The following is a 23,131-nucleotide window of genomic DNA, read 5'->3' as shown; positions in this document are numbered from 1 at the left end:
AACGCCTTCTAGCCTAGAGGATAGGGACGGCGATCGCTATAATTGGAGCAATTCTTAGCACGCGCGCAGGTATTAGGATCATGGCCAGTCCAGAACCTCCTAGCAACCAACCCGACGATCTCCTAGAAAACATCATTACTGATTTGGGTGAGTTGGACGAGCCTCCTGCACAGGATATTGATCTCAACTCTCTGACGGCTGAATTGGAGTCGCTCACCCTGACCGCAGAACAGCGGGCGATCGCCCAAAACCAAGCCCTACAGGAGCAAATTAGGCAGCTCACCGCAGAACTGGAAAACGTTCAACAGCAGCGAGATCAACTGAGCCAAGACCTTGTCCGCCTCCAAGAAGAAAATGCCACCTTGAGCGGCCTGCGGCAAAATCTTGAACAGGAACTGGCACAGGCGCTCATTCAGCAAGACGAACTTCAGCAGCAACTGGTGACACTGCAACTGCAAGCCTCCCAGATTCAGGAACTGCAAAGTCAAGTGGCAACCCTGCAATTCCAAGTCTCACAAATTCAAGAACTTCAAGATCAACTTGCCTCGCTGCAAACAGAAAAAACAGCTCTCGAACAGCAACTTCAGGCGGTATTGGCTGCTTCACCCCCCGCTTCTTTGGAGGATACCGCCCTTCTCGGTAATCCCCCAGACGCCGGCCTTGCCCAACAACTGGCGGAGATAACGCGGCAACTCACCCAAGTGGAAAGGGAGCGCGATCGCCTGCAAGAGGAACTTGCCCAGGCGCAAAATGAATTGCACGGTCTGCAGCACGATTTAGAGGTGCTGCGCAACCAATCCTCAACCGTTGTTTCCACTGAACTCACCCTTGCTGCCCAGGAAAATCACCGCCTGAAGCGACAACGGTGGCGGCGTGACACCGTGCTTTGGATCAGTGGCATTGCGGCAACGGTGGTTTCTGCTTTGAGCGTCAGCTTAAATCTGCCGCAGCCCATTGGCCGCATCATTCCCCCTGTCGCCGCTTTGGCAGTTCCTGTGATTACAACGCTGGTTGGTAGGGGTGGGTCAAGTGAAAAGACTGCTTAGGCGATCCCCCTCTGGGCTAAAATCTTAGGGCAGGGACGCTTTGCTTAGGAGTTTAGATTACCGTGCCCAATCTCAAAGCTATTCGCGATCGCATCAAAACGATTAAAGATACCCGCAAAATTACCGAAGCTATGCGCCTCGTGGCGGCAGCAAAAGTTCGCCGTGCCCAAGAGCAGGTTATGGCGAGCCGTCCCTTTGCCGATCGCTTAGCTCAGGTGCTCTATGGCTTGCAAACCCGACTACGCTTTGAGGATGCCAATTTACCGCTATTGGCCAAGCGTCCTGTGAAGACGGTGGCGCTGCTGGTGGTGACGGGCGATCGCGGGTTGTGCGGCGGTTACAATACCAACGTTATTCGCCGTGCCAAGGAGCGTACCCAAGAACTCGAAGCCGAGGGCGTCAAGTATATTCTGGTGATTGTTGGTCGCAAGGCAGCCCAATACTTCCAGCGCCGTAATTATCCCATTGATGCCGTGTACTCTGGCCTAGAGCAAATCCCCTCTGCCAGTGAAGCGGGTCAAATTGCCAGTGAACTGCTCTCCCTCTTTCTTTCGGAAACGGTGGATCGGGTGGAACTCATCTACACCAAGTTTGTCTCCCTCATTAGTTCAAAGCCCGTTGTCCAAACCCTGCTCCCCCTCGATCCCCAAGGGCTAGAGGCGCCCGATGATGAGATTTTTCGGCTGACGACGCGGGGTTCACATCTGGAAGTTAACCGCGAGAAAGTCACCTCAACCTTGCCCGCTTTGCCCTCCGATATGATTTTTGAGCAGGATCCCGTGCAAATTCTCGATGCCCTGCTGCCCCTGTACTTGAATAACCAGTTACTACGGGCACTGCAAGAAGCCGCCGCCTCGGAATTGGCAGCGCGGATGACGGCAATGAATAACGCGAGCGATAATGCTCAAGCGCTGATTGGAACCCTCACCCTCTCCTACAACAAAGCGCGTCAAGCTGCCATTACCCAAGAGATTCTCGAAGTGGTGGCGGGTGCTGAGGCTCTGCGCTAGGAGTTGACCTCTGAAGCTGCTTTTTGTTTCCACTTCGGTTGGCCCTCTGGGTACAGGAAAAGGGGGCGGTGTTGAATTGACGATCCTCAATATGGCTCAGGCCTTGGGCGATCGCCAGCATACCATTCACATCCTTGCCCCCGAGGGTTCCCACTTGCCAGTGGCGGCAACCATTGAACCAGTAGCGGGTGCCCTTCAAGTGCCAGCGCAGCATCAAACCCGCGATCAACCGATTACACTGCCCCCCAATAGTGTGTTAGCCAATATGTGGGCACGGGTGCGGCAGCTTCAACAGGAATTTGATGTCATTGTCAACTTTGCCTACGACTGGCTGCCCTTTTACCTGACGCCTTTTCTCAGCCGTCCTGTGGGGCATCTGGTGAGCATGGCCTCAGTTTCCGATGTCATGGATCAGGCGATCGCCCGTGTCATTGATGACTATCCGGAAACCATTAGTGTCTATACCCGTACCCAAGCCGCCACCTTCCCTTTTGGCGATCGCTGCGTGTGTTTGGGCAGTGGTCTGGATCTGTCCCTCTATGACTTTTGTGCAGAGCCAGAGGATGCCCTGTGCTGGCTGGGGCGCATTGCTCCTGAAAAGGGTCTCGAAGATGCTGTCGCTGCCGTCAATGTCACCCGTACCCCTTTGAAAATCATGGGGCAACTGCAAGATATAGACTATTGGCAGCGCATTCAAGCAGATTACCCCAACGCCCCCATTGAATATCTGGGCTTTTTGCCAACACGGGAAATGCAAGCACAGCTGCGGCGCTGTCGCGCTTTGTTGCTGACCTCCCGCTGGGTCGAAGCCTTTGGCAACGTTGTCATCGAAAGCCTTGCCTGTGGCGTTCCCGTCATTGCCTACGATCGCGGTGGGCCGAGTGAAATTGTCCGTGATGGTCAAACCGGGTTTCTCATTACCCCGGATTCTGTCGAGGCCTTAATTGCTGCCATTGGCAAGATTGATCAAATTGATCGGGCGGCCTGTCGGCAGCAGGCGGAACAGGAGTATAGCTTAGCTGTTTATGGGGATAGGGTGGAGCAATGGCTACAACGGGTAGCAGCTTCCTCTCTGCCCTAAACCAGCAAATGTTGCATGGCAAATTCCGTACTCCCCTATACAATAGGCAAGGTGCTAGTGGAGATGACACCTGAATGGGCTGGGTTCTGTTCCAAGGGACAAAGCGAGGACACTCACCCTTGCTCATTTCCTTTATGATGGCCACGATCGCCAGTGCGAGCCTAGGGTTCTGGTTTTTGCGGAGCCTATCCCCGACACCGATTGCTCTTTCAGAGCCAATTCCTTTACCTGACCCAATTCAACTTGAACGACCTCTGCCTCGGCCGATTTTGGATGGCCGCGATCCCCTATTAGCAACTGTCCCCAACAAAGTCCCCCAACCACCAGCGGCTGCCTCTACCCACGCCAAGGCAATCTTGCCCACAGTGCCCCCTCCTGCCCTGCAACCCGTGCCTCCGAGCCAAGGCCCTGCCCCTCAAGTGCGGGTGGCGATCGCCCGCGATCAAAGTCAACTGACCGTTGGCACCGCTGTCGCCACGGCTGTTACGAATGATCAACAGCAGGTGATGACCCAGCTTGCCCCTAGCCAAGGGGTCGTGGTCACAGCCCGCGATGGCTTTTTGCTCTGGAATGGCCAACCCCTTGCCCCCTCCCTCTGGATTCGCCCCAGCAATCAACTTGCGTTTGTTGGCGATAAATGGTATCGCGGTGTGGTGCGCCTCATTGCTCAGGGAAACACGGTTACAGCCGTCAATCAAGTGGACTTGGAACAATACCTCGTGAGTGTGGTGGGTTCAGAGGTCTATCCCGACTGGCCAATGGAAACCCTCAAAGCCCAAGCGATCGCTGCCCGTTCCTATGCCCTTGCCCAAATGTTTCAACCCGCCAGCCGCTTTTTTGATCTGGGGAACGACGAGCGTTGGCAGGTGTATCGTGGGATTGAAACCGAGTGGAACACCACTCAAGCGGCAGTCCAAGCCACGCGGGGCATTGTCCTCACCAAAAGTGGACGAGTGATGGTTTCGATGTATGCAGCAACCGACGACATTGTGCGCGATGTCTTTGGCGGGCGTGGAATGAGTCAGACGGGTGCCTATGAACTGGGCAAGCGCGGCTACAACTACCTGCAAATTTTAGGCACCTACTATCCGGGGGCGGGTCTATCGCAACTGCAAACCCAATAACTCTTTGGAGGCCAAGTCCATGAAATCTCCTCTTTTAGCGACTGCCCTTGCTTTGACAACGGTGGTCTGCCTTCAATACAGTGGGCGAGCAGATTCGCCCTTGACCTCCACCCCCTTCTACGAAGCCTATACCGATGTGCCCATGGTGATGCGAGCCAAGCGCAGTGGCCGCCTTGATCTGAAAATGTCGGAGTGGCTCTCTTCGCCGCAGGTTCCCACAGATCACAAAGCTGCCCTGATCAATGCCCTCGGCTGGGATTTCAACGGCAAAGCCAATGGTCAAGCCTACCGCGCCTATCTTGCCCTAAGACAGGGTACGACCCCTGAAAATATCCCGCTGGAAAGCCTTACCGCCGATGACTTAATGGCCCTAGGGTATCTCACAGCAATGGACAACTACTTTCAACCACAGCGGGGGATGTCTTTTCTCAATATGGCACAGGAACGTGACCCCGAAAGCTATGCGATCGCCATGGTACGCGGCCTTGTGGAAGCACAAACCCTCTTTGATGTCAGTTGGTGTCAAGTCTGGCAAGCGCTGAATCGCGTGGATGAAAATCCGCAACTGAAGCGGGATTTACGCCCGAAGGCACGGGAGATTATCCTCAAATACATGCGCTTATACCGTCGGGATTGCTAAGTTTCAGGTTATGGGGTGTATCGAAGAGTTCATTGCAAGAACGACTCAACAAAAAGGCCACCTTGCCTTTGCCAAGGGGTGGGAAAAACTGGCGATTGATAAGTGGAGGATGAATGAGTATCAAGCAGTGATCTCAGCCCTCAACCATGCCTTAGCAATGGATCCTACCATGGCAAGATGTTGGTACCTGTTGGGCATGATCAGTGGTGTTGATAGTGATTTACAACAGGCACTAGCAGCCTACGAAAAAGCGATTGAACTGAGACCTGACTGGCAAATTGGCATTGACTTTCTCAAGTGTACGAGGTACTTGATTTACGTTTATAAAGATGTAGAAGAGCTACAGGATTGCCGTCAAAAAATCAGAGAATCCGTTGCCGAGTTCTATCAAACGTTTCAGAGTTTCTCTTTAGATAAGAAACAATATCTCTCGAAGTGGCTGGGGAATGTGAATACATTTTTACTGCCCTATCAAGGGAAAGAAACCCGCGATGTCCAACAACAGTATGGGCAGATGATCTACGAAATCATGACCAGTGTGATTCCAGCCGCCAAAGAACGCCCCCCAATGCCACCAGTGAAGGCCAATGAACCTCTACGGATTGGGTTTGTTTCAGGGCACTTTCGTGGGCATACGGTTTGGAAGTTGCTGCTCCACGGCTGGCTTAAACATCTTGATAAAACACAATTTCAGCTTTATGGCTACTACGTGCGAGATGATGGCGATCGCTGTACGGAGCAAGCAAAAACCTACTGCCATCGCTTTGTCATGGGCACCAAATCACCCGCAGAATGGTTTGAGCAGATTCGTGCCGATCAATTACATCTAGTGATTTTCCCCGAACTGGGCATGGATCTGGAACTGATCAAGATTGCCGCTCTGAAATTAGCGCCGATTCAATGTATGTCTTGGGGGCATCCCGACACCTCTGGCTTACCCACAATTGATTATTTCCTCAGTAGTGAGTTGATGGAACCGCCCGATGGCGAAACGCATTACACAGAAAAGCTGATCAGGCTAAAAAATTTGGGGATTGCCTTTAGTCCGCTACCCCCCGACCCGCGATCGCCCATTACGCGGGAGGAATTCGGCCTCAAAAGCGATGCCGTTATCTACGGTTGCCTGCAAAGTGTCTTCAAGTATCTCCCCCAGTTTGACGACATCTATCCCGAAATTGCCGCAGCAGTGGGGAATTGCCAATTTGTCTTTATAAGCCACCTTATGACCAAAAACAGCCGCCAGCGGTTTGAAGGACGTCTAGAACGAGCTTTTGCTGCCAAAAACCTTGACTATAGGGCGTACTGCTTCTTCTGCCGACCCTTAAACTTCTATGGTTTTACCTCAATGCTGCATTGTCTCGATGTTTTCCTAGACAGCCTTGAATGGTCAGGGGGGAATTCTACCCTTGAAGCCCTCTACTATGCCCAAGTCCCTATGGTGACCACACCAGGACGCTTTATGCGGGGGCGGCATACCGCTGGTATTCTCACACTCCTAGAGCTACCGGAATTAATTGCACCAGATGTTTCTGCCTATATTCAAAAAGCCATTGAACTGGGTCAAAGTGCTGAGTATCGCCAATTTATCCGCGAAAAAATCCAAAACAATCTGCCGAAGGTGTTCGAGGATCAAGCCGGGGTACGCTCCCTTGAAGACTTTATGCGCGCTGCGGTGCAGGAGTTTGCCACCTCTGGCCGCCTCCTATAACCAATTGGAGTTCTAGATTCAGAAGCGGCTCAAGAAGCCCTTGGCATCCCTTGCAAGGCGGTAACAATCGCGAAGATTAAAAATAGGGCACCACCGCCCAAGGTCAATGTCCGTTCGGAGATGCGTCCAGCCATCAGGCCGCCGCCTAGAACCGCGATCGCGGCACAAATCCCGTGGCCAACAATGGCACCAAGGGCAACGCCCAAGGCATGGCTCGCGGCAGCAAGGGTAATCGTTGCAATTTGGGTGCGATCGCCCCATTCAGCAATGAAGGTGAGACTAAAGGCCTCCACAAAAGTCACCCAAGCAGGGTTACTGCCCCAACGGCTGAGATTGGCTTCCGCCTTTTCAACGGTTTCCACTGCCGCTTCACACTCATCCTCACAGGGGCTATCCCCCATTCGCCAGCCTTGAATTAGCATCTTGAGACCAAAAACAGTGAAGAGCAAAATCGCCGCATAGAAGGTGAACTCTTGCGGTAAAAGTTGAAAGACCTTGCCCACGGCCACTGAAAGCAGTGTCATCACAATTAAAGCCGCCCATACTCCAAGGAAGACCCACCGCTTGCTGTGACGGGTCGCCAAAATCATGGCAATAAAGAAGGTCTTGTCTCCCAGCTCAGAAATCGTGATGAGGGTCAGCCCCGCAGTAAAAGCCGTTAGCATGGAAAAGAATTCAAACTTTACCATGCCTTAAATTAGCACGCTGCCATGACGACACCGAAGAATTTCACCGCCCTTTTGAATCAGGTGGATTTACCCCTTGATTGGCTTGGGCTGCGTTACGTTGAGGAGATTGTCACGACTCGCAGTGCTCGGGATGGACATCCTGAAATGAACCAGCGATCGCGCCAGCGGGGTGTCATGGTTGAGGTGCTCGTCGATGGTCAATTTGCCTATACAGCAACCCCAAATTTGCAACCCAGTGCTATCCATCGGGCGATTCAGCAGGCCTATCAACAGGCGAAAACCGCTGCCCATTGGCGAGTCTTTAACTTTACGCCAGCGGCACGGGGCAAGGGCAAGGGACACTATCGATCGCCCCAGCAGCAACCTTTTGACCAACTTTCAGCCGCTGAGTTGAATCACCTCCTCAAGGACATTTGCCATTGCCTCAAAGTCAGTGACGACATTGTGCAAACCCGTGCCTTTGTGCAAACTGTAGAGACCACCACTCAGTGGTTGACCAGTGATGGCAGTCAAATTGAACAGCAATTTTATCAAGTGCTCACCGATATGAGCGCCACGGCTCAGGGGGCAGGGGTAGTGCAGCAGCGAACCGATCATGGTTGGTTAGCGCGGTGCTATCAAGGGGGGCTAGAGTGGCTGACGGCTGATCAATTGAGCGATCGCGCCCGCCACATTGGCGAGCAGGCCGTTGAACTCCTCAGTGCCCAAGAGTGCCCAGAAACAACGACAACACTGGTACTCGCCCCCGATCAAATGATGCTGCAAATCCACGAGAGCATTGGTCATCCCCTAGAGCTAGACCGCATTTTGGGGGATGAGCGCAACTATGCCGGCAGCAGCTTTATTCGCCTTGAGGACTTTGGGCAGCGGCAGTACGGCTCCCCCCTCTTGAACGTCACGTTTGATCCGACCGTTGCCGGTGAACTGGCCAGCTATGCCTTTGATGATTTGGGGGTGGCGGCTGAACGCATCTATCTCATCAAGGAAGGACGCCTCCTGCGCGGTCTGGGCAGCCTTGAAAGTCAGCAGCGAGCGGGTGTCCTTGGTGTTGCCAATGCCCGTGCCTGTTCTTGGAATCGTCCCCCCATTGACCGGATGGCGAACCTGAATATTGAGCCAGGGACACAGTCCTTTGCCGAGATCATTGGCAACATTGAGTCGGGGGTGTACATGGAGTCCAATCGTTCTTGGTCAATCGATGACTACCGTCTCAAATTTCAGTTTGGCTGTGAATATGCCAAGCGCATTGAAAATGGCCGCCTGACCCGCACCCTGCGCAATCCCAACTATCGCGGTACCACCCCTGAATTTTGGCATAGCCTCATTGCGGTGGGAGATGCCTCCACCTTCGGTATTTTTGGTACACCGTTTTGTGGTAAAGGCGAACCCAATCAAGCCATTCGGGTGGGTCACGCTTCACCGGTGTGTGCCTTTGCCAATATCCAAGTTTTTGGCGGGGGTTGAATCAATGGGCGAGGTCAGACTCGAACTGACATGGGGTATTCCCGCTACATTTTGAGTGGTTATCCCCTCGCAATTCAGTTTTTGACAGAGCAGTGCATATTCCCTCTACTATACCCAAAACGTACCATACTCACTCATCCCAAAAAAAAACTGTGCCCCCCTATGGGTTCGGCAAACTAAAAAAACGATCAGCAAGCACAACTGACCCAGTAAGAAGGTAAGCATCCTCTCCCAGCCGAGAAACTCAGTATCGGTAATAGCGCATAAAATCCTCGGCAGTGCAGGGTACTGGATCACGGCTCAGACTCCCCTTGAGTGCCCATGCTGACCCTATAGGTGGGGCGGTGTTAAGACGTGTTAGAACGAGCCAAATCCCCCCCTCGTCAGTTCTTTAGGAAGAAGGGTAGGGCAGGGGCTTCGCGGCACCAAATCGCTCTAGCAAGCAGAAAGGAAAAACCGCTAGCACCATCTCTCACCTTGGCAAGAGTCTTGATATTTATTCTTAAGCGAGAAAATGAGACTCGCGTGAGATGGTAAAGCCATCACGTCATTCATACCCATCGCAATAAAGATCCCATTCGGATCCATTCCCGGAAAAGTTTTGGGTAAAAAGCACTTTTGAGGGGTCATAAGAGTCATTAGGGTCATCCAGTCGGCGCAAGGCTTGAGAAATCGAGGTTTCTATTATGACCCCTTGGCAAAATTCCTCTTTTTTTGGGGGGTCATGATGGGCGTTGGGGTCATCTCCCAATGACCCGTCACCCACCTTGCCGTTATAGGGGTCATCAGAGGGGTCATCGCCAGAAGTGCTTGATTTGTCTGGCTTTTGAGTACTATATGACCCATATGACCCATATGACCCGTATTGATCAAAATTTTGAATAAAGGGAGAGCACTGTTTATCCGTTTGCTCAGAACTACCATGGCTGTTAAGTTGTTGCGGTTCCGTCTTCACCCATTTCTTGCCGCGCATCCCATGCCGCCGCTCCCAGCCAAGCTGATGCAGGATTGCGGCAATTCGCCGCTGTTTATACTGTTCTCGCTGTGACATCTCTACGCCCAGCACGTCTGAAAAAATTTCTGCCATGGTTGTTTCTGAGCGCGCCGCGAGGAAGTTGGCAATCGGCTCCTGCCAAGGATCTTCGTTTTCGTGTCGGCTGGTCAAGTCCGAAACAGCTTGCTGTTCTGACGAAGACAACCACCAAGCAAAACCGGATTTGTAAAGAGCGACTGCTTCTGCCCAAATTTGGTCTCTCTCGGCTTCTACCCTCTCTAGGGGGATGGGGGCGCGCACCGGAACTATCCAAAAACGGCGATTTCCAGTCGGGTCATCGAGGAATTGAAGATGATTGGTTGTCCCAACCACCACGAAGTGGCGTTCTAGGGTTTCAAAGACCCGGCCGTAGGGGCGACGAATCCGATCTCGGCAAGTCGAAAGCAAAGCTTTGAGCGTTCCTCGCTGTTGCTTAGTGGCGAACATCTGTTCCGCTTCCTGGAATTCGACTATCCAAGAAGCGTGTAACTGTAACCGCGAATCCTTATCGCCCAACGATTCCAAGTCCAGCGAGTCATCAAACCATGCCGCACTGGCCAAAGCGCGCCAAAAGGAAGATTTACGGCATCCTTGGGGACCGCACAAGATTAGGATGGTGTCCACCTTAACTCCAGGCTCGTAGGCGCGCGCCACAGCTCCCACCAATGTTTTGATGACAAGTAAACGCAGCACGCTGTTGTCGCAACCTAGATATGTCTCAATTCGCCGATGCAAGGATTCTAGGGGATGGGGGTTTGACCGATAGGATAGCCAAACCCTCTCTAAGTAATCCCGTACTGGAGAGTAAGCGTGCTCTTTGGCTAGCTTTGTAGTAATACTGGCGATGTCTTCCTTGCTGGACTTCAGCCTGATTGCATGGTCAATGGCAAACAGGAGCTTAGCTTCGCCGACTTCTATCTGCTGACCATCCAGTTCCACTTCCTTGGTCAGCAGATTGTAGCGCAGTCGGTCTCCAAACCGATTTTTTAGCAGTTCATAGTCCAGTAATTCCCTGGGCTTGTCTTCCGCAGGGGTATTGGTAGGCGCAAACCCCTTCCGTCGGCTCTCTGTCGACCTGAGAATCAATTGTTTTATTTCATCCTTTGGCAGTCCCCGCTCAGCAAGAATACCAATCCAGTCAGCGATATCGAGGCCGCCATTCTTGGGAATAGAGAGGCCTCTCGCGAAGGCAACATCAAGGTACAGCCAGCGTGCTTCAGGATAATCTTGGGCGACGGCTTCTGCGTACTTGAAGCCCGTTTCATCCCAATCCGGACATATAACTAGCGCTTTGTCGTCAAACAGATTGCGGTACTGGTGGGACCTGTATTGGCCAGAGCCGCCAATAGTCGTCGTTGCAGCAATGCCTATATCCCATAAGCTGTCAGCGCAAGCTTCACCTTCCACCCAAAATACGGGGCACCCTCGGGATTGGGCGGATATGCACTCTGTATAGCGGTAGGGCAGCGCAAACGTTAACGTTTCTGCGGGGGATTTCCCCTTTATTAAGGACTCTTGCCAGATTCGCTTTGGGCGGCTATCCCCGAAGTCTTGGCGGTGCACGCGAACAATCTTTTGGTTTTGGCTGTCATGATAGTCCCAATACCGCTTTCCCGCTGGACGACAAGGCTTTTGCCAATCTTCTTTTACCCTGATAAACTTGCCCCATAGTGGATTATAGGACGAACCGATAAACTTCCAGCCGTTAACTTCTTCCCATAAACGGAGAGAATCAGAGTAGGTGTGGCAAAGAACAAGCTGTTTGTCAACGGTAACGCGGCAATCCCCATCTTTGGTTCGCCCACACACAGGACAAGGATTCGTCTTGGAAGATGGAATAAATTTTCTATGCATCAGAATCTCCTCTTTTCATGGCTTCATAAATTTCTTCCGCAGAGTAACGGGACTGCAAGAAAAGCAGAACGTCTCGATCAGTGCGTTTCAAGAGTTCAGCTACTAGAGCCATAAGTCTTGGGTTGGGTCTTGGCTTGGTAGCCCAGACTCGTTTTGCCTCGTCGATTGGGAAAGAATAATCAGGATCGCAAAGAGCAAAATCTACCTGCGAAAACGGTCTAATCCCGCCAGTGAAATAGAAAAGCTCTGAGACTCGCGCTACATAAGGAGAAAGCTGCCAGTACCCATCCGAAAAGTAGGGCACTGGGGGGAACAATTCGCAGTGACCGACATGAATCGGTTCACCGTTGAACCATAACTCGGCTAGATTATGATCAAAATCCAGTATGATTTTGGCTTGCATTCTTTCCACCCCTTTACAAAATTAGATTGGCGACACTTTGGTTAATGTGTCGCTCTTTTTTAGTGCAGCTATCTAGAGTCTTCCTCTAGAAGATTCGGGATAATATCAGCTTGGCAGCCCACAAACTTCGCATAATGTCGGGTCACCATCTCAAGACTTTTGTGGCCAGCTAATTCAGCCGCAGCAGGTAATCCATGCTCTTTGGCCACATGGGATAGAACAGTATGGCGACATTGATAGGGGTATCGGTAGGGAATCCCCAGCCCCTCTAAAACCCTACGCCACGCCTTCCTAAAGGAATTGACGTCAAGCAATCCGCCCCGCCTGCCGGGAAACACATAGGGACTATCGCTTGTCTCCTTTAGCCCCTTCAGCATTGCTTCCATGGCGGCAGTCAGATACAGAAAACGGATTTCTCCGGTTTTCGTCTCCTTGAGAACGAGTCTAGACGAGGTTGGGGATTGACTCAGATTGCGGCTGGCGGTTTGCTCAATAACAATTAACCGGTTCTCCCAAAGAACTTTATCCCAAGTGAGAGCAACAGCTTCTCCCAGCCGTGTTCCATAGGTAAATAGGAATTTCACGAAAGGGAGATAGTAGGAGTGCTTTGTATTGGCGGTTTTTGAGCAAAAAGTATCCTCGCTAAACGCCTTAACAATTGCTTGTACTTCTGCTCTACTGAACGGCTTGATCCGCGATTGCCCTCTTTTGCATCGCAGCTTAACGGAGCCCCAAGGATTCTCCCCGGAAACTAAGCCAGTCGCTATGCCCCAATCCACGCAACGCCGAATCATCGTGAGACGGGAGCGAGCAGTGCTAGCAGACCATTCAGCAGATTTTCTGAGAAACCATGCCGTTTCATTCCACAATGACTTTCCGGGGATAGCTGCTCTTGTCCAGTGGTAGTGGTTGTGTCGTACCGCCGGCTCTAGGTTTAGGGTTTCTACCCACCTATCCCAAAGCCCTTGCAAGGTTATCTTTGGCTGAGCAGGGGAACTCTTAACCAGAAGACTGTGGCGCAGGGAATAACTCTTTAGATCGGGATTCAGGGTGCCGTTCAGCACGTCATTTTGGAGCTTTCGATGCAATCGAACTGCCGTAGCGTAGTCCCTAGTGCCAAAGTAAACAGCATGGCGCTTGCCAGCGATAGTGAACCGACACCGGTAGCACCCCTTAAAGTTTTCCAGCGTAAGTTTCATAGAAAAGAAGGCCATTCACTGCAAAAACAAGGAATTGACCACTTCTCTGTCATGCCTTTCCCTAATCGTTTCCGGCGTCGGATAATCGCTGGATACCCTGACAATACCCAAGCACCTATCCAGAACCGCCAAATGCGCTCGCCTTGGCCAACCTTTTCAGAGTTAGGGGCTTTGGAAACCCGCTACCAGACTAGGTTTTCAGAAATGGGCGAGGTCAGACTCGAACTGACATGGGGTATTCCCGCTACATTTTGAGTGTAGTGCGTCTACCATTTCGCCACTCGCCCTCAGACTTATTACTATACCATGCTTTAGGACGACTGAGTCATCTCCAGAGCGTGACAAGCGCGATCCACAAGGGTCTGTAGGGCAGGCAGTTGCTCGGTGTGTTCTGAGTAGTACAAATTGGCATTGCCGCGATCGGTGTCCTCCCAAAACTTGGGCTGAGCCTGGCGCAGGCGATCGCAATTTTGCTGAAAGAGACGCTTAAACCCCGCCAAGCCGAGAACCGCTGCATCCTCCACCATATCCTCAACAATCCGCTGCGCAAACTGAGGTTGCTGCCGTGCCAAGTAAAAGAGGGCGAGTCCCATTTGTAGGAGGCGAACCCCTGTACTTTTGCCATAGGGGCGATCGCCATTTTGGGGTTGACGCAGTTCCGGTGGATTATCTAGGCGAAGCATTTCCTCCAAGAGTTCCAGTTGCAGTCGCTCCTCCCACTGCTGCTCGTTCACCAAGATTAAGACCTTCTTTAGCTCAGCGGCAAAGACATCAACAATGAAATACAGTGCAGGACTATTCTGTGCTAACTCATAGACTTCATTCCCGTAGGCACGTAGATAATTCACACACTTTTGGGTGAGCTGGGGGCGCTGGTAATGCACCAGACTCTCAATAAACCGCCGATAGTGAAAGGCCAAGTTATAGAGATTGCGTGCCTCGTTGTAACGACTGCCGTGTTTAATGGCAAAGCGCATCATTGTATTAAAGCGAATAATGATTAGGTCCAGCAAAATGTCATCCCCCATACTGAGAATGCGGTGGGCGATCGCGCACATCTCAGAGCCACACAGCGACGCGAGAGGAAACTGCTCCTCCTCCAAAAAGCGCACATAGGCATTGCCGAGGAGCCGAAAACACTTTTGCTCATAGAAGGTATGGTTCTCTTCAATCTGGCTAAATTGGTCAAACATCGTCTTGAAGGCAATATCCCCCATCACCGCCCCACTGAGGCGAAAGAAATAGGCTGGATAATCGGGCTTGCAACTGATGTAGTGCTGAAGCAGTTCACTGACTGCACCAATAATCTCGGCCTGCGCTCCCCGAAACGCCACATAGGCCAGCAAATCATCCAATTGGTTCAATCCCGCGATCAGGTGAGCCTGACTACGACGCAAAAACTGCGGTTGATAGGACACCCCATCCTTGAGAACAATGCCCAGTTGACTCATGTAGTGATACTGGCGGCGGTAAATTTGCTGAGCCACACTTTCTGGCTGGATGGACTTGAGGATGTAGAAGATGTAGGGTAGGGCCGTCAAAATTGCCAAGGGCAAGAGGCCGTATAAATTCAACAGGATGCTGCCGACAGGATGCCGTCCCAAGTCCTGCAAAACCTTGATGTAGAAGATATGGGCACCCCCCAAAACCAGACACCAGACATAGATCAGGCTCGTCCAGTCCTGCATGTACAGTTCAGTAATTTTGGGGATATTTTGCGCCGCAATGGAAATCACAATGATTAACGTACCGAGGGTGAGGCCGATGACCGAGAGCCACACCTCTGGGGCAAAGCCAGTATCAAAGGTACCAGCAACCAAGCCAGCAAAGAACCTTGGGGCAGTTGCTTTTAGATGAGCGAGGACAAGATTAGCACTGCTATCCAAGAGGGCAAGGGCAGCCAGACTCAGACCAAAAGCCACGAGCGATCGCGGCAGATGGGGAGTGGTCAAGAACCAGCGGTGGAGTTTCTTCAGCATCTATCCGTTTGAGTCAAGGGTCTCCGCTCCCGACTATGACACACCCGCGCGCAAATTTCCTGTCGCCCCTTTGATCTCTCTGGGAATTCATGCTAGGATAGTGTTCCTGACTTGGGCTTGTAGCTTAGTGGATTAGAGCGGCTGACTACGGATCAGCAGGTCGGGGGTTCGAGTCCCTCCAAGCCCGTTGAGTAAAGCTGAATAAAACTATAGAGCTATTATTTTTTATTCAAATCAAAAAGGGTGACCGTAGCCACCCTCTATCACGTTACTTATCGTTGCTCAGCGATCGCAGAGTGCCTAGACCACCACGGTTTTCTGAGTCACTTGTTTCAGTTCACCTTTGGCATATTTGGCAGCATAGTCATCAAGGCTGAGTTGCTTAATTTTGCTGGCATTGCCGGCGGTACCAAATTGCTGATAGCGTTCAGCACACACTTTTTGCATGTATTTAATGGAGGGCTTGAGGAAGTGACGGGGGTCAAATTCCTTGGGTGCCAAGGCGAGAGCTTCACGCACCGCAGCGGTAATGGCCAAGCGGTTGTCGGTGTCAATGTTCACTTTGCGGACACCGCTTTTGATGCCTTTTTGGATCTCTTCCACAGGCACGCCGTAGGTTTCAGGAATTGTGCCACCGTACTGGTTGATGATGTCAATTAATTCTTGGGGCACTGAGCTAGAACCGTGCATCACCAAGTGGGTGTTGGGCAAACGACGGTGGATTTCTTCCACGCGGCTGATGGCGAGGATTTCACCCGTGGGTTTGCGGCTAAATTTATAGGCACCGTGGCTGGTACCAATGGCCACTGCAAGGGCATCCACTTGGGTACGCTCCACGAAGTCCACAGCTTGATCGGGGTCAGTGAGCAGCATTGAGTGATCGAGGGCACCTTCAAACCCATGACCATCTTCGGCTTCCCCTTTACCGGTTTCCAAGGAACCAAGGCAGCCGAGTTCCCCTTCCACGGAAACACCAATGGAGTGCGCGACTTTTACCACTTCGCTGGTGACGGCCACGTTGTACTCATAGCTGGCGGGAGTTTTGGCATCCGCTTCAAGGGAGCCATCCATCATCACACTGGTAAAGCCGTTGCGAATGGCGGAGTAGCAGGTGGCAGGCTCGTTACCATGGTCTTGGTGCATGACAATGGGGATGTGGGGGTAGGTTTCCACCGCAGCCAAAATCAGGTGACGCAGGAAGTTTTCCCCAGCATATTTACGGGCACCCCGCGATGCTTGCAAAATCACGGGACTGTCGGTTTCATGGGCCGCCTGCATGATGGCTTGGATTTGCTCCATGTTGTTGACGTTGAAGGCGGGAATGCCGTAACCATTTTCGGCTGCGTGATCGAGCAGCAAGCGCATGGGTACGAGTGCCATAGGGTTATGTCCTCCTTAGTAGAGCGGATGTATCGCTTCGTTAACCTTACCGATAATCTTAGGCTATGTTTGCTCGTTTATGTTACAGGGGAGCGATCGCTGGCCTATTGAGAATACAGTCCTTTTCTATAGATCAGCCGTACCCAAAGAGGGTGAGGTTCAAAAAATCTCCCGTACGGGAACTTCAATGCCGTTAATCATGGGTACGGCAATGCCCCGCGAGACATGGAAGTAGATCCAATCCTCTAAGAGTTCGGAGAGATGCTCGCGGCATTCAAGCACTGTCTTGCCATGGGCCTTGACCCCCTCAAGGTCTGGAATTTCACCGTAAATCAGGCCATCCTCTGCATTGAAGTGATAGATAGCCCGCTCAAGAGCCGCATTCATATAGTCCGACAGCGACATCCCTAGGGCTGGCCTCCTGAAAGGTAGGCAGCAACAGCAGCAGCGGTTCGATTGCCATGTTCAACACGATCGCCCAAGGCGACACCCTCAGCATAGTTACTACACAGGAACAGGCCGGGGGTTTGACTGAGGGCATGGGTCACCTGCTGCCACTGCTCAGGGTAGCCGACAATATATTGGGGAATCGCCCGTCGCCAAACTTTCATACCGAGTAAGCGTGCCTTGGCTGCGGGTAAATCAAGGAGGCGGCTCAAATCCTGCTGCACCTGCTGGACAATGGTTTCTTCGCTGAGGCTTGCCAAATCAGGATCCGTGGCACCGCCAATAAAACTCGTAAAGACTTGCCAACCGGCGGGAGTGCGTTGGGGAAAGAGACAGGACGACCAAATAGTGCCAAGGGTGCGGATGCCCTGACCGCGAGGAATGAGTACCCCAAAGCCGGGGCGGACACTGCGCCCGAGTCCAGCGGGGTAGGCCAAGACCACACAGGCCACGGTGGGATAGGGGATGGTAGCCAAAACACGGGCGATCGCTGGCTGAAAAGGTGCTACCAACTCTGCGGTTTGATAGGCGGGCGTTGCCAAGACCACACTGCGGGCGTGCCACGTTTGCTCACCACTGCGCAGCAGGTAGCCACCCTTGGATTCTGGGGCAATTTCCTGAACCGGGGTTTGCAGGTGAATCGGTGCCTTCAATTGTTGGGCGATCGCCCGAGGTAGCACAGCCAAGCCTTCCTTAAAGGAGCCAAGTTCCCCCGGTCGCATCTGCACACCCGTAGGCGGCTTCGGTTTAGGGGCTTGTTGACGCCGTAGGCGCAGGGCACCGGCAATGAGGCCACCCCCGAGTTTTTCCAGTTGGACAATACGACGAAAAGCAGCAGCGGCACTCAGTTGTTGTGGATCACCCGCATAAACCCCAGAGACAAAGGGCGCCACCAGCCGTTCAGCCACCTCTTGCCCCAAATGGCGACGGAAAAATGAATGAACTGATTCATCGCCACTGCCCAGATAGGGGGGGACAAACCCCAAGGCACCAAGGGCTGCCCGCACTTTTCCCCAAGGACTGAGGAGATTTGAGGTGGCTAAGGCAAGGGGACGGGTGGGTTCTAGGGGGTAGAGGTGCCCCCGCCAGTAGATGTAGCGCGGTAGGTGGCGATCGCCCCGAATGAGTTCCGACTGCAAGCCCAGCTCAGCAATGAGTTGTAACAGGGCAGGGGTCGGTGCAAAGCTATTGGGACCCAGTTCCCAGACAAAGCCCTCCGCTGCTTGTGTCGTAATATTCCCCCCAAGGCGATCGCTGGCCTCTAGGACAACCACACTGTACTGGGGGGCGCTTTGCTGCAACCGCCAAGCCAGACTCAGGCCACTGAGGCCACCACCCACAATTGCGACATCTACCTCACTCACCCGTTTTGCTACCCTCCAACGTGTTTAGGATCGCTTGAACAACGAGTCGAGATAGACCCGTGCCGTGCGGCGATCGCATTCTCCATTTTGCAGCAAAAAGAGGGACAGTGCGGCCACAAAGACGCGATCCTGATCCCAATCGGGATGCCGCTCGAGGTAGTATTTTAGGGTCTCGTGTAGCTCCTCTGGAATCTCGGCAAGAATACTAATCGTGGCTTGAGCGTTCATACCGTGAGTTACCTCAATAAAACCAAGACAAAATTGCAGGCGCCATCAGCTCGCCCTGGGTAAACCTGTGGAAAACTCCCATAAAAGTTCTGACCAAATCCCCAGACCCCTGACTCAGAGCGGGATTTAGCCCTACATTCACAAGGTTTCAGAGCAAGTGAATCTCTATCCGTGGAACTCCATTGTCTGGGTTGTCCTAGGGTCTGTCAATCCTTGTTTTCACCCATCTTGGCGATCGCAATCCACGACAGAATCAGCGTTTCCGGACTTTTGACGCTCCTTGCGTTTTCCCCAAGGCTCCAGCAGCAGTTATCCCCAGAAATCTCTTGAAATCCGATCACACCGTCAAGGCCTGTGGAAAACTTTGCCCCAATCTGTGGAAAACCTTGGGAAAATTGGGGAATTTTTGGGGAAAGTTAGGGGAAAATTAAGGTTCTATTAAGGTTCGCTTCAGAGAAAATAAAAGCAGCAAAAGTCAGGGATTCATGACTTTATTAACTTTTGCGGGATTCGCGGAGCGATAAGTCCTGCCCTGTACCCGATGGCCTGAGAGGTCATAGACGGGCTTCAGGGGGCGGCCAGTCATCATCTTCAGGGGGAGTATGTTCTGGATTTTCGATGGTTGTCCCCTCTGACGTTGCCTCATCCTCAATATCACTACTTTCCGGAATATCCCCTAGGAGATCGGCGGCAGCGGTGCGCGATTCTGGCACTGGAGGCAGCGTTTCTGTCGGTTCAGCATCGGGAGCAGATTCAGAGACTAGAGGCGGTTCAACCACTCCTTCAGAGGTCGCCGTCGGTTCTGGAGTCTCAACCACTGTTTCAGGAGGGGCTGGTTCTGCCACTGGCTCAGGAGTGGCCGTGGGTTCTGGGCCATCAACGACTGTCTCAGGGGGCGTCACTGCTGCCGTTTCAGGAGGGGCTGGTTCTGCCACTGCCTCAGGAGTCACCGTGGATTCTGGAGTCTCAATTGCCGTTTCAGGAGATGCGTGCTCTTCTGGTGCTTCGGCGGTCACTGTGGGTTCTAGAGCGTCAACTGTTGTCTCGGGAGGGGCTGGTTCTTCTGAAGCAGTAACCGTTGCTGGTTCTGACTCCTCTGGGGTACTGGCAGTGGGCGGCTGCAGCGTTTCAACACTAGGCGTTTCTGGGGGAGTCATTTCGGCAACCCCTTCGGACGGCAGATCAGCCGGTGTGTCTGTAGGAGTGTCTGCGGTGGGGCTGGCTGTTGTTTCTGCGACTGGCACTGGTTCAGCAGATTCTTCTGGGACGGTGGCTGCTTCCTCAGTGGCTGGGGTGGGTTGTTCGGCAACGGTACTGGGGGTGCTGGTTTCCCCTGTCCACAAATCTTCTTTAATGTCGCCAGTATCCATCGGCGGTGGTGGGGTATCCACAGGAAGCTGGGGGCGATCCGGCTGTTTCTGGAGGCGATCGCGCAAGCTACTGATGAAGCCTTGCAGTTGCTCACCGATTTTTGCAAAGGTACCTTCGGGCAGCAGAGACTGGATTTTTTGCCAGAGGGCTTGAGCTTTTTGGGTGTCGGTGCGATCGCCCGGGTAGGTGAGTTGCCAGCGATAGCTGAGGGTCTGCCAACCCAACCAGAGAATTAAGGCCACTGCGGCTGCTGTTCCTAGGAGCAATCCACCGCCAATGCGATCGCCATAGATCCACAGAGTCAGGGCAAAGAATAATCCCGCGCCACTGGCCACCAGATCAAACCTACGGTACAGTTCCGGCAGAAAGAACCCCAACAGATACAAGCCTAAACTGGCGATCGCCATACTCCAAGCCAGCAAGTTCGTCAGCATTCCCAGTCCTCAGAAAGATAACGGCACACCGACAAGGCGGTATCAACCTTCTACCTTACACCGCACTGAATTTGTCTCTGCTAGAGTTTATTCTTTGTCGAACTGCTGATCCCCAAGGAAGAGGGTGCCACGGGCTGAATAAACTGTTTGCAAAAAATTTTTGGCTCAGGGTGACATATTTGCCTTGGATCTGCCAGTATTAGCCCATGAGGATTGAGGGTGACCTGCTATGATGAGCCTAAGAATTTATGCCTATTGATACTAATCTATTGATATTAATTAATTATTGATTCAACGTATTTCTTTTTGGTGGAGCAAAGGAGTTGTTTGTGGCAAATCAGCCAGTGATGGAGTTTAGTGAGCGTCCATTCCACTTCATTGGCATTGGTGGTATTGGTATGTCAGCCCTTGCCTACATTCTCGCCAAGCAGGGCTTTAGGGTGTCTGGATCCGATTTGCGTCCCAACCGCTTGACTGAGCAACTGGCTGAGTTAGGCGTGCAGATCTTTATTGGTCAGAGTGCGGCCAACCTTGAAACGTATCCCTTTGCCCCGCTGCCTCAAGTCATCTGCTCCACCGCCATTCGTAGCGATAACCCTGAATATCAAGCGGCTCAACGGTTAGGCTGTCCCATTTTTCACCGTTCCGATGTGCTGGCGGCACTGATGCACCGTAGCCAAAGTATTGCCGTTGCCGGTACCCACGGTAAGACAACCACCAGCAGCATGATTGCCTATTTGCTGTTGCAGGCCGGGCTGGATCCAACGATTATTGTCGGGGGTGAAGTGGCGGCGTGGCAGGGCAACGCCCGCGTGGGTCAAAGTCCTTGCCTTGTTGCTGAAGCCGATGAGTCCGATGGCTCCCTGCGCAAATTCCATCCCCATATTGGCGTCATTACGAATATCGAACTCGACCACCCTGATTATTACAATTCCCTTGAAGAGGTGGTGGCCACGTTTCAGCAGTTTGCCAATCAGGCAGACATTGTGATTGGCTGTGCCGATTGTCCAAATATTCGCGATCGCCTGCATCATCCGCGCCTGTTGACCTATAGCCTGCAGCGACAAGCGGCGGTGGACTACTGTGTGGATCATATTCAATACACCTCTGAGGGCACCACGGCACGGGTTTGGGAGCGGGGCACCTCCCTTGGCATTCTACAACTGAGTGTCTTAGGTGCCCACAATCTCCAAAATGCTCTGGCAGTGATTGCTGTGGGACGTTATCTTGGCATTGACTTTGCCACCATTGCTGCTGCTTTATTGGAGTTTCGCGGTGCCCGCCGCCGCTTTGAAGAACGGGGACAGGTGAATGGGATTCGCTTTATTGATGACTATGCCCACCACCCCAGCGAAATTAGTGCAACCCTAGAGGCAGCCCGCCTGCAAGTGGGGACGCAAGCTCCTTGGCAACGGGTCGTGGCCGTGTTTCAACCCCATCGCTATAGCCGCACCCAAACCTTTCTCGAGGCCTTTGGCCAGTGCTTCACCGCAGCGGATCACGTGATCTTGACGGATATCTATAGTGCGGGTGAACCCAATCCCGGCACAATTAGTGGTGCCGATGTGGCTACCTGTGCCCGGCAGTATCATGCTGCAGTGGATTATTGCCCCACCTTTGAAGCGGTACAAACTCGCTTGGCGCATCTGCTGCAACCGGGGGATCTGGTGATCTTTCTTGGGGCTGGCAACCTCAATCAACTGATTCCGTCTGTAATGGCGGATCAAGAACAATTAAGTGTCTCTTCCCTCACTGAGGCGATCGCCCTATGACCTTGTCCTGCTTGCCCCAAACCCAGTGCCCTCTGCAACGCCACATCTCCCTTGCCGAGTTTACGACCCTGAATGTGGGTGGCTGTGCTGAATGGTTTGTGGAACCGCGTACGATTACTGAATTGCAGGCAGCCTACATTTGGGCGCAGGAACAGGAACTGCCAATTACGGTTTTGGGGGCAGGCTCTAATCTGCTGGTGAGCGATCGCGGTGTGGCGGGTCTCGTGATCGCCACCAAGCATCTGCGCTATCTCAACAGTGATCTAGAAACTGGACAACTGACGGTGGGTGCGGGGTATCCCTTACCCAAGTTGGCTCACTATGCTGCAAAACTGGGCTGGCGTGGTCTGGAGTGGATTGTTGGCATTCCCGGTACGGTGGGGGGGGCGGTGGTCATGAATGCCGGTGCCCATGGTGGCTGTACAGCGGAGCGACTCGTGTCAGCGGTGATTTTGGAACCCGACGGCACATTGGCGGTGGTGGCGGCACGGGAGTTGGGCTATGGCTACCGTACCTCTTGTCTTCAAAACAGCCAGCGATTGGTGCTGCAGGCCACATGGCAGCTGGAACCGGGACATGACCCAGCCCAGGTGAAAGCAGACACCCAAAAACACCTGAGCGATCGCCTGCGGACGCAGCCCTACGATTTCCCCAGCTGTGGCAGTGTCTTCCGCAATCCCCAAGAGCGAACAGCGGGTTGGTTAATTGAGCAAACGGGCTTGAAGGGCTACCAGATTGGCCGCGCCCAAGTTTCTGAAAAACACGCCAACTTTATCCTCAACTGTGGCGGCGCAACAGCGATGGATGTCTATCGCTTGATTCGCCATGTACAAGCTGCTGTTGCGGATCGCTGGTCCGTGTGGTTGCAGCCGGAAGTGAAGCTGATTGGTGACTTTGCCTAGTTG

The 23,131-nt window shown here is 52.8% G+C and carries 19 protein-coding genes and 2 tRNA genes; 10 read left to right on the top strand and 11 right to left on the bottom strand.

The window, feature by feature from the left end:
• The first annotated feature begins 80 nt into the window (after positions 1-80).
• The 6 genes from RHH53_RS03550 (at position 81) to RHH53_RS03525 (ending at position 6,609) form a co-directional block, all read left to right on the top strand.
• Positions 81-1,046, top strand: a complete 966-nt coding sequence (locus RHH53_RS03550) for a hypothetical protein (RefSeq protein ID WP_310744103.1) — start codon at positions 81-83, stop codon at positions 1,044-1,046.
• A gap of 62 nt (positions 1,047-1,108) precedes the next feature.
• A complete protein-coding gene (locus RHH53_RS03545; RefSeq protein ID WP_149820854.1) occupies positions 1,109-2,056 on the top strand; it encodes a F0F1 ATP synthase subunit gamma in 948 nt (315 codons plus the stop codon).
• A gap of 91 nt (positions 2,057-2,147) precedes the next feature.
• Positions 2,148-3,137: a glycosyltransferase family 4 protein gene (locus RHH53_RS03540; protein WP_225901691.1), complete on the top strand. Its 990-nt coding sequence runs from the start codon at positions 2,148-2,150 to the stop codon at positions 3,135-3,137.
• A 74-nt stretch (positions 3,138-3,211) separates the two neighbouring features.
• Positions 3,212-4,261 (top strand): SpoIID/LytB domain-containing protein, encoded by a 1,050-nt coding sequence (locus RHH53_RS03535; protein WP_310438068.1) that lies wholly within the window; start codon positions 3,212-3,214, stop codon positions 4,259-4,261.
• A gap of 19 nt (positions 4,262-4,280) precedes the next feature.
• Positions 4,281-4,901 carry a hypothetical protein gene (locus tag RHH53_RS03530; RefSeq protein WP_310744102.1) on the top strand — a complete coding sequence of 207 codons (621 nt, stop codon included), beginning with the start codon at positions 4,281-4,283 and terminating at the stop codon, positions 4,899-4,901.
• Positions 4,902-5,070: 169 nt separating this feature from the next.
• Positions 5,071-6,609, top strand: a complete 1,539-nt coding sequence (locus RHH53_RS03525) for a hypothetical protein (RefSeq protein ID WP_310744101.1) — start codon at positions 5,071-5,073, stop codon at positions 6,607-6,609.
• 29 nt (positions 6,610-6,638) lie between these two features.
• Here RHH53_RS03525 and RHH53_RS03520 read toward each other — a convergent pair whose 3' ends face one another.
• Positions 6,639-7,274 (bottom strand): TMEM165/GDT1 family protein, encoded by a 636-nt coding sequence (locus RHH53_RS03520; protein ID WP_310744100.1) that lies wholly within the window; start codon positions 7,272-7,274, stop codon positions 6,639-6,641.
• 45 nt (positions 7,275-7,319) lie between these two features.
• Between RHH53_RS03520 and RHH53_RS03515 the strand changes: the two genes are divergently transcribed.
• Positions 7,320-8,762: a TldD/PmbA family protein gene (locus RHH53_RS03515; RefSeq protein WP_302678850.1), complete on the top strand. Its 1,443-nt coding sequence runs from the start codon at positions 7,320-7,322 to the stop codon at positions 8,760-8,762.
• 547 nt (positions 8,763-9,309) lie between these two features.
• Here RHH53_RS03515 and RHH53_RS03510 read toward each other — a convergent pair.
• From RHH53_RS03510 to RHH53_RS03490, 5 genes are all read right to left on the bottom strand, one after another.
• A complete protein-coding gene (locus tag RHH53_RS03510; RefSeq protein WP_310744099.1) occupies positions 9,310-11,649 on the bottom strand; it encodes a VapE domain-containing protein in 2,340 nt (779 codons plus the stop codon).
• Positions 11,642-12,052: a hypothetical protein gene (locus RHH53_RS03505; RefSeq protein ID WP_310438063.1), complete on the bottom strand. Its 411-nt coding sequence runs from the start codon at positions 12,050-12,052 to the stop codon at positions 11,642-11,644. Before RHH53_RS03505 ends, RHH53_RS03510 begins: the two co-directional genes overlap by 8 nt.
• Positions 12,053-12,120: 68 nt before the next feature.
• Positions 12,121-13,251 (bottom strand): site-specific integrase, encoded by a 1,131-nt coding sequence (locus RHH53_RS03500; protein ID WP_310744098.1) that lies wholly within the window; start codon positions 13,249-13,251, stop codon positions 12,121-12,123.
• Positions 13,252-13,456: 205 nt separating this feature from the next.
• Positions 13,457-13,538, bottom strand: a tRNA-Leu gene (locus RHH53_RS03495).
• 24 nt (positions 13,539-13,562) lie between these two features.
• Positions 13,563-15,230 carry a hypothetical protein gene (locus tag RHH53_RS03490; RefSeq protein WP_302676815.1) on the bottom strand — a complete coding sequence of 556 codons (1,668 nt, stop codon included), beginning with the start codon at positions 15,228-15,230 and terminating at the stop codon, positions 13,563-13,565.
• A 113-nt stretch (positions 15,231-15,343) separates the two neighbouring features.
• Between RHH53_RS03490 and RHH53_RS03485 the strand changes: the two genes are divergently transcribed.
• Positions 15,344-15,417: transfer RNA gene (locus RHH53_RS03485), tRNA-Arg, on the top strand.
• A gap of 113 nt (positions 15,418-15,530) precedes the next feature.
• Here RHH53_RS03485 and fba read toward each other — a convergent pair.
• From fba to RHH53_RS03460, 5 genes are all read right to left on the bottom strand, one after another.
• Complete coding sequence (fba, locus tag RHH53_RS03480) at positions 15,531-16,610, bottom strand: class II fructose-bisphosphate aldolase (protein WP_181495590.1); 1,080 nt, start codon at positions 16,608-16,610, stop codon at positions 15,531-15,533.
• A 159-nt stretch (positions 16,611-16,769) separates the two neighbouring features.
• Complete coding sequence (locus RHH53_RS03475; protein WP_206201077.1) at positions 16,770-17,015, bottom strand: type II toxin-antitoxin system HicB family antitoxin; 246 nt, start codon at positions 17,013-17,015, stop codon at positions 16,770-16,772.
• 2 nt (positions 17,016-17,017) lie between these two features.
• Positions 17,018-18,421: a protoporphyrinogen oxidase gene (gene hemG, locus RHH53_RS03470; protein ID WP_310744097.1), complete on the bottom strand. Its 1,404-nt coding sequence runs from the start codon at positions 18,419-18,421 to the stop codon at positions 17,018-17,020.
• 24 nt (positions 18,422-18,445) lie between these two features.
• Positions 18,446-18,649 carry a DUF2811 domain-containing protein gene (locus RHH53_RS03465; RefSeq protein WP_011056228.1) on the bottom strand — a complete coding sequence of 68 codons (204 nt, stop codon included), beginning with the start codon at positions 18,647-18,649 and terminating at the stop codon, positions 18,446-18,448.
• Between the two features lie 554 nt (positions 18,650-19,203).
• Complete coding sequence (locus RHH53_RS03460; RefSeq protein WP_310744096.1) at positions 19,204-20,454, bottom strand: Ycf66 family protein; 1,251 nt, start codon at positions 20,452-20,454, stop codon at positions 19,204-19,206.
• A 347-nt stretch (positions 20,455-20,801) separates the two neighbouring features.
• Here RHH53_RS03460 and murC point away from each other — a divergent pair, with 347 nt between their 5' ends.
• Entirely contained in the window at positions 20,802-22,226 is a 1,425-nt protein-coding gene (gene murC / locus RHH53_RS03455) for a UDP-N-acetylmuramate--L-alanine ligase (RefSeq protein ID WP_315863526.1), read from the top strand.
• Positions 22,223-23,128 carry a UDP-N-acetylmuramate dehydrogenase gene (gene murB / locus RHH53_RS03450; protein ID WP_310744095.1) on the top strand — a complete coding sequence of 302 codons (906 nt, stop codon included), beginning with the start codon at positions 22,223-22,225 and terminating at the stop codon, positions 23,126-23,128. Before murC ends, murB begins: the two co-directional genes overlap by 4 nt.
• The last annotated feature ends 3 nt before the right edge of the window (positions 23,129-23,131 follow it).

This window comes from Thermosynechococcus sp. PKX82 (assembly GCF_031583255.1).
Taxonomy (GTDB): Bacteria; Cyanobacteriota; Cyanobacteriia; order Thermosynechococcales; family Thermosynechococcaceae; genus Thermosynechococcus.
Note: the sequence above shows the minus strand (reverse complement) of the source record. Positions and strands in the feature narration are given on the sequence as shown.

Excerpts from the sequence above, each read along its gene's own strand:
- RHH53_RS03550 (WP_310744103.1), top strand. The coding sequence starts at position 81 with ATGGCCAGTCCAGAACCTCCTAGCAACCAACCCGACGATCTCCTAGAA.
- RHH53_RS03540 (WP_225901691.1), top strand. The coding sequence starts at position 2,148 with ATGGCTCAGGCCTTGGGCGATCGCCAGCATACCATTCACATCCTTGCC.
- RHH53_RS03535 (WP_310438068.1), top strand. The coding sequence starts at position 3,212 with ATGGGCTGGGTTCTGTTCCAAGGGACAAAGCGAGGACACTCACCCTTG.
- RHH53_RS03530 (WP_310744102.1), top strand. The coding sequence starts at position 4,281 with ATGAAATCTCCTCTTTTAGCGACTGCCCTTGCTTTGACAACGGTGGTC.
- RHH53_RS03525 (WP_310744101.1), top strand. The coding sequence starts at position 5,071 with ATGGCAAGATGTTGGTACCTGTTGGGCATGATCAGTGGTGTTGATAGT.
- RHH53_RS03520 (WP_310744100.1), bottom strand. The coding sequence starts at position 7,274 with ATGCTAACGGCTTTTACTGCGGGGCTGACCCTCATCACGATTTCTGAG.
- RHH53_RS03515 (WP_302678850.1), top strand. The coding sequence starts at position 7,320 with ATGACGACACCGAAGAATTTCACCGCCCTTTTGAATCAGGTGGATTTA.
- RHH53_RS03510 (WP_310744099.1), bottom strand. The coding sequence starts at position 11,649 with ATGCATAGAAAATTTATTCCATCTTCCAAGACGAATCCTTGTCCTGTG.
- RHH53_RS03505 (WP_310438063.1), bottom strand. The coding sequence starts at position 12,052 with ATGCAAGCCAAAATCATACTGGATTTTGATCATAATCTAGCCGAGTTA.
- RHH53_RS03500 (WP_310744098.1), bottom strand. The coding sequence starts at position 13,251 with ATGAAACTTACGCTGGAAAACTTTAAGGGGTGCTACCGGTGTCGGTTC.
- RHH53_RS03490 (WP_302676815.1), bottom strand. The coding sequence starts at position 15,230 with ATGCTGAAGAAACTCCACCGCTGGTTCTTGACCACTCCCCATCTGCCG.
- fba (WP_181495590.1), bottom strand. The coding sequence starts at position 16,610 with ATGGCACTCGTACCCATGCGCTTGCTGCTCGATCACGCAGCCGAAAAT.
- RHH53_RS03475 (WP_206201077.1), bottom strand. The coding sequence starts at position 17,015 with ATGTCGCTGTCGGACTATATGAATGCGGCTCTTGAGCGGGCTATCTAT.
- RHH53_RS03465 (WP_011056228.1), bottom strand. The coding sequence starts at position 18,649 with ATGAACGCTCAAGCCACGATTAGTATTCTTGCCGAGATTCCAGAGGAG.
- RHH53_RS03460 (WP_310744096.1), bottom strand. The coding sequence starts at position 20,454 with ATGCTGACGAACTTGCTGGCTTGGAGTATGGCGATCGCCAGTTTAGGC.
- murC (WP_315863526.1), top strand. The coding sequence starts at position 20,802 with ATGGAGTTTAGTGAGCGTCCATTCCACTTCATTGGCATTGGTGGTATT.
- murB (WP_310744095.1), top strand. The coding sequence starts at position 22,223 with ATGACCTTGTCCTGCTTGCCCCAAACCCAGTGCCCTCTGCAACGCCAC.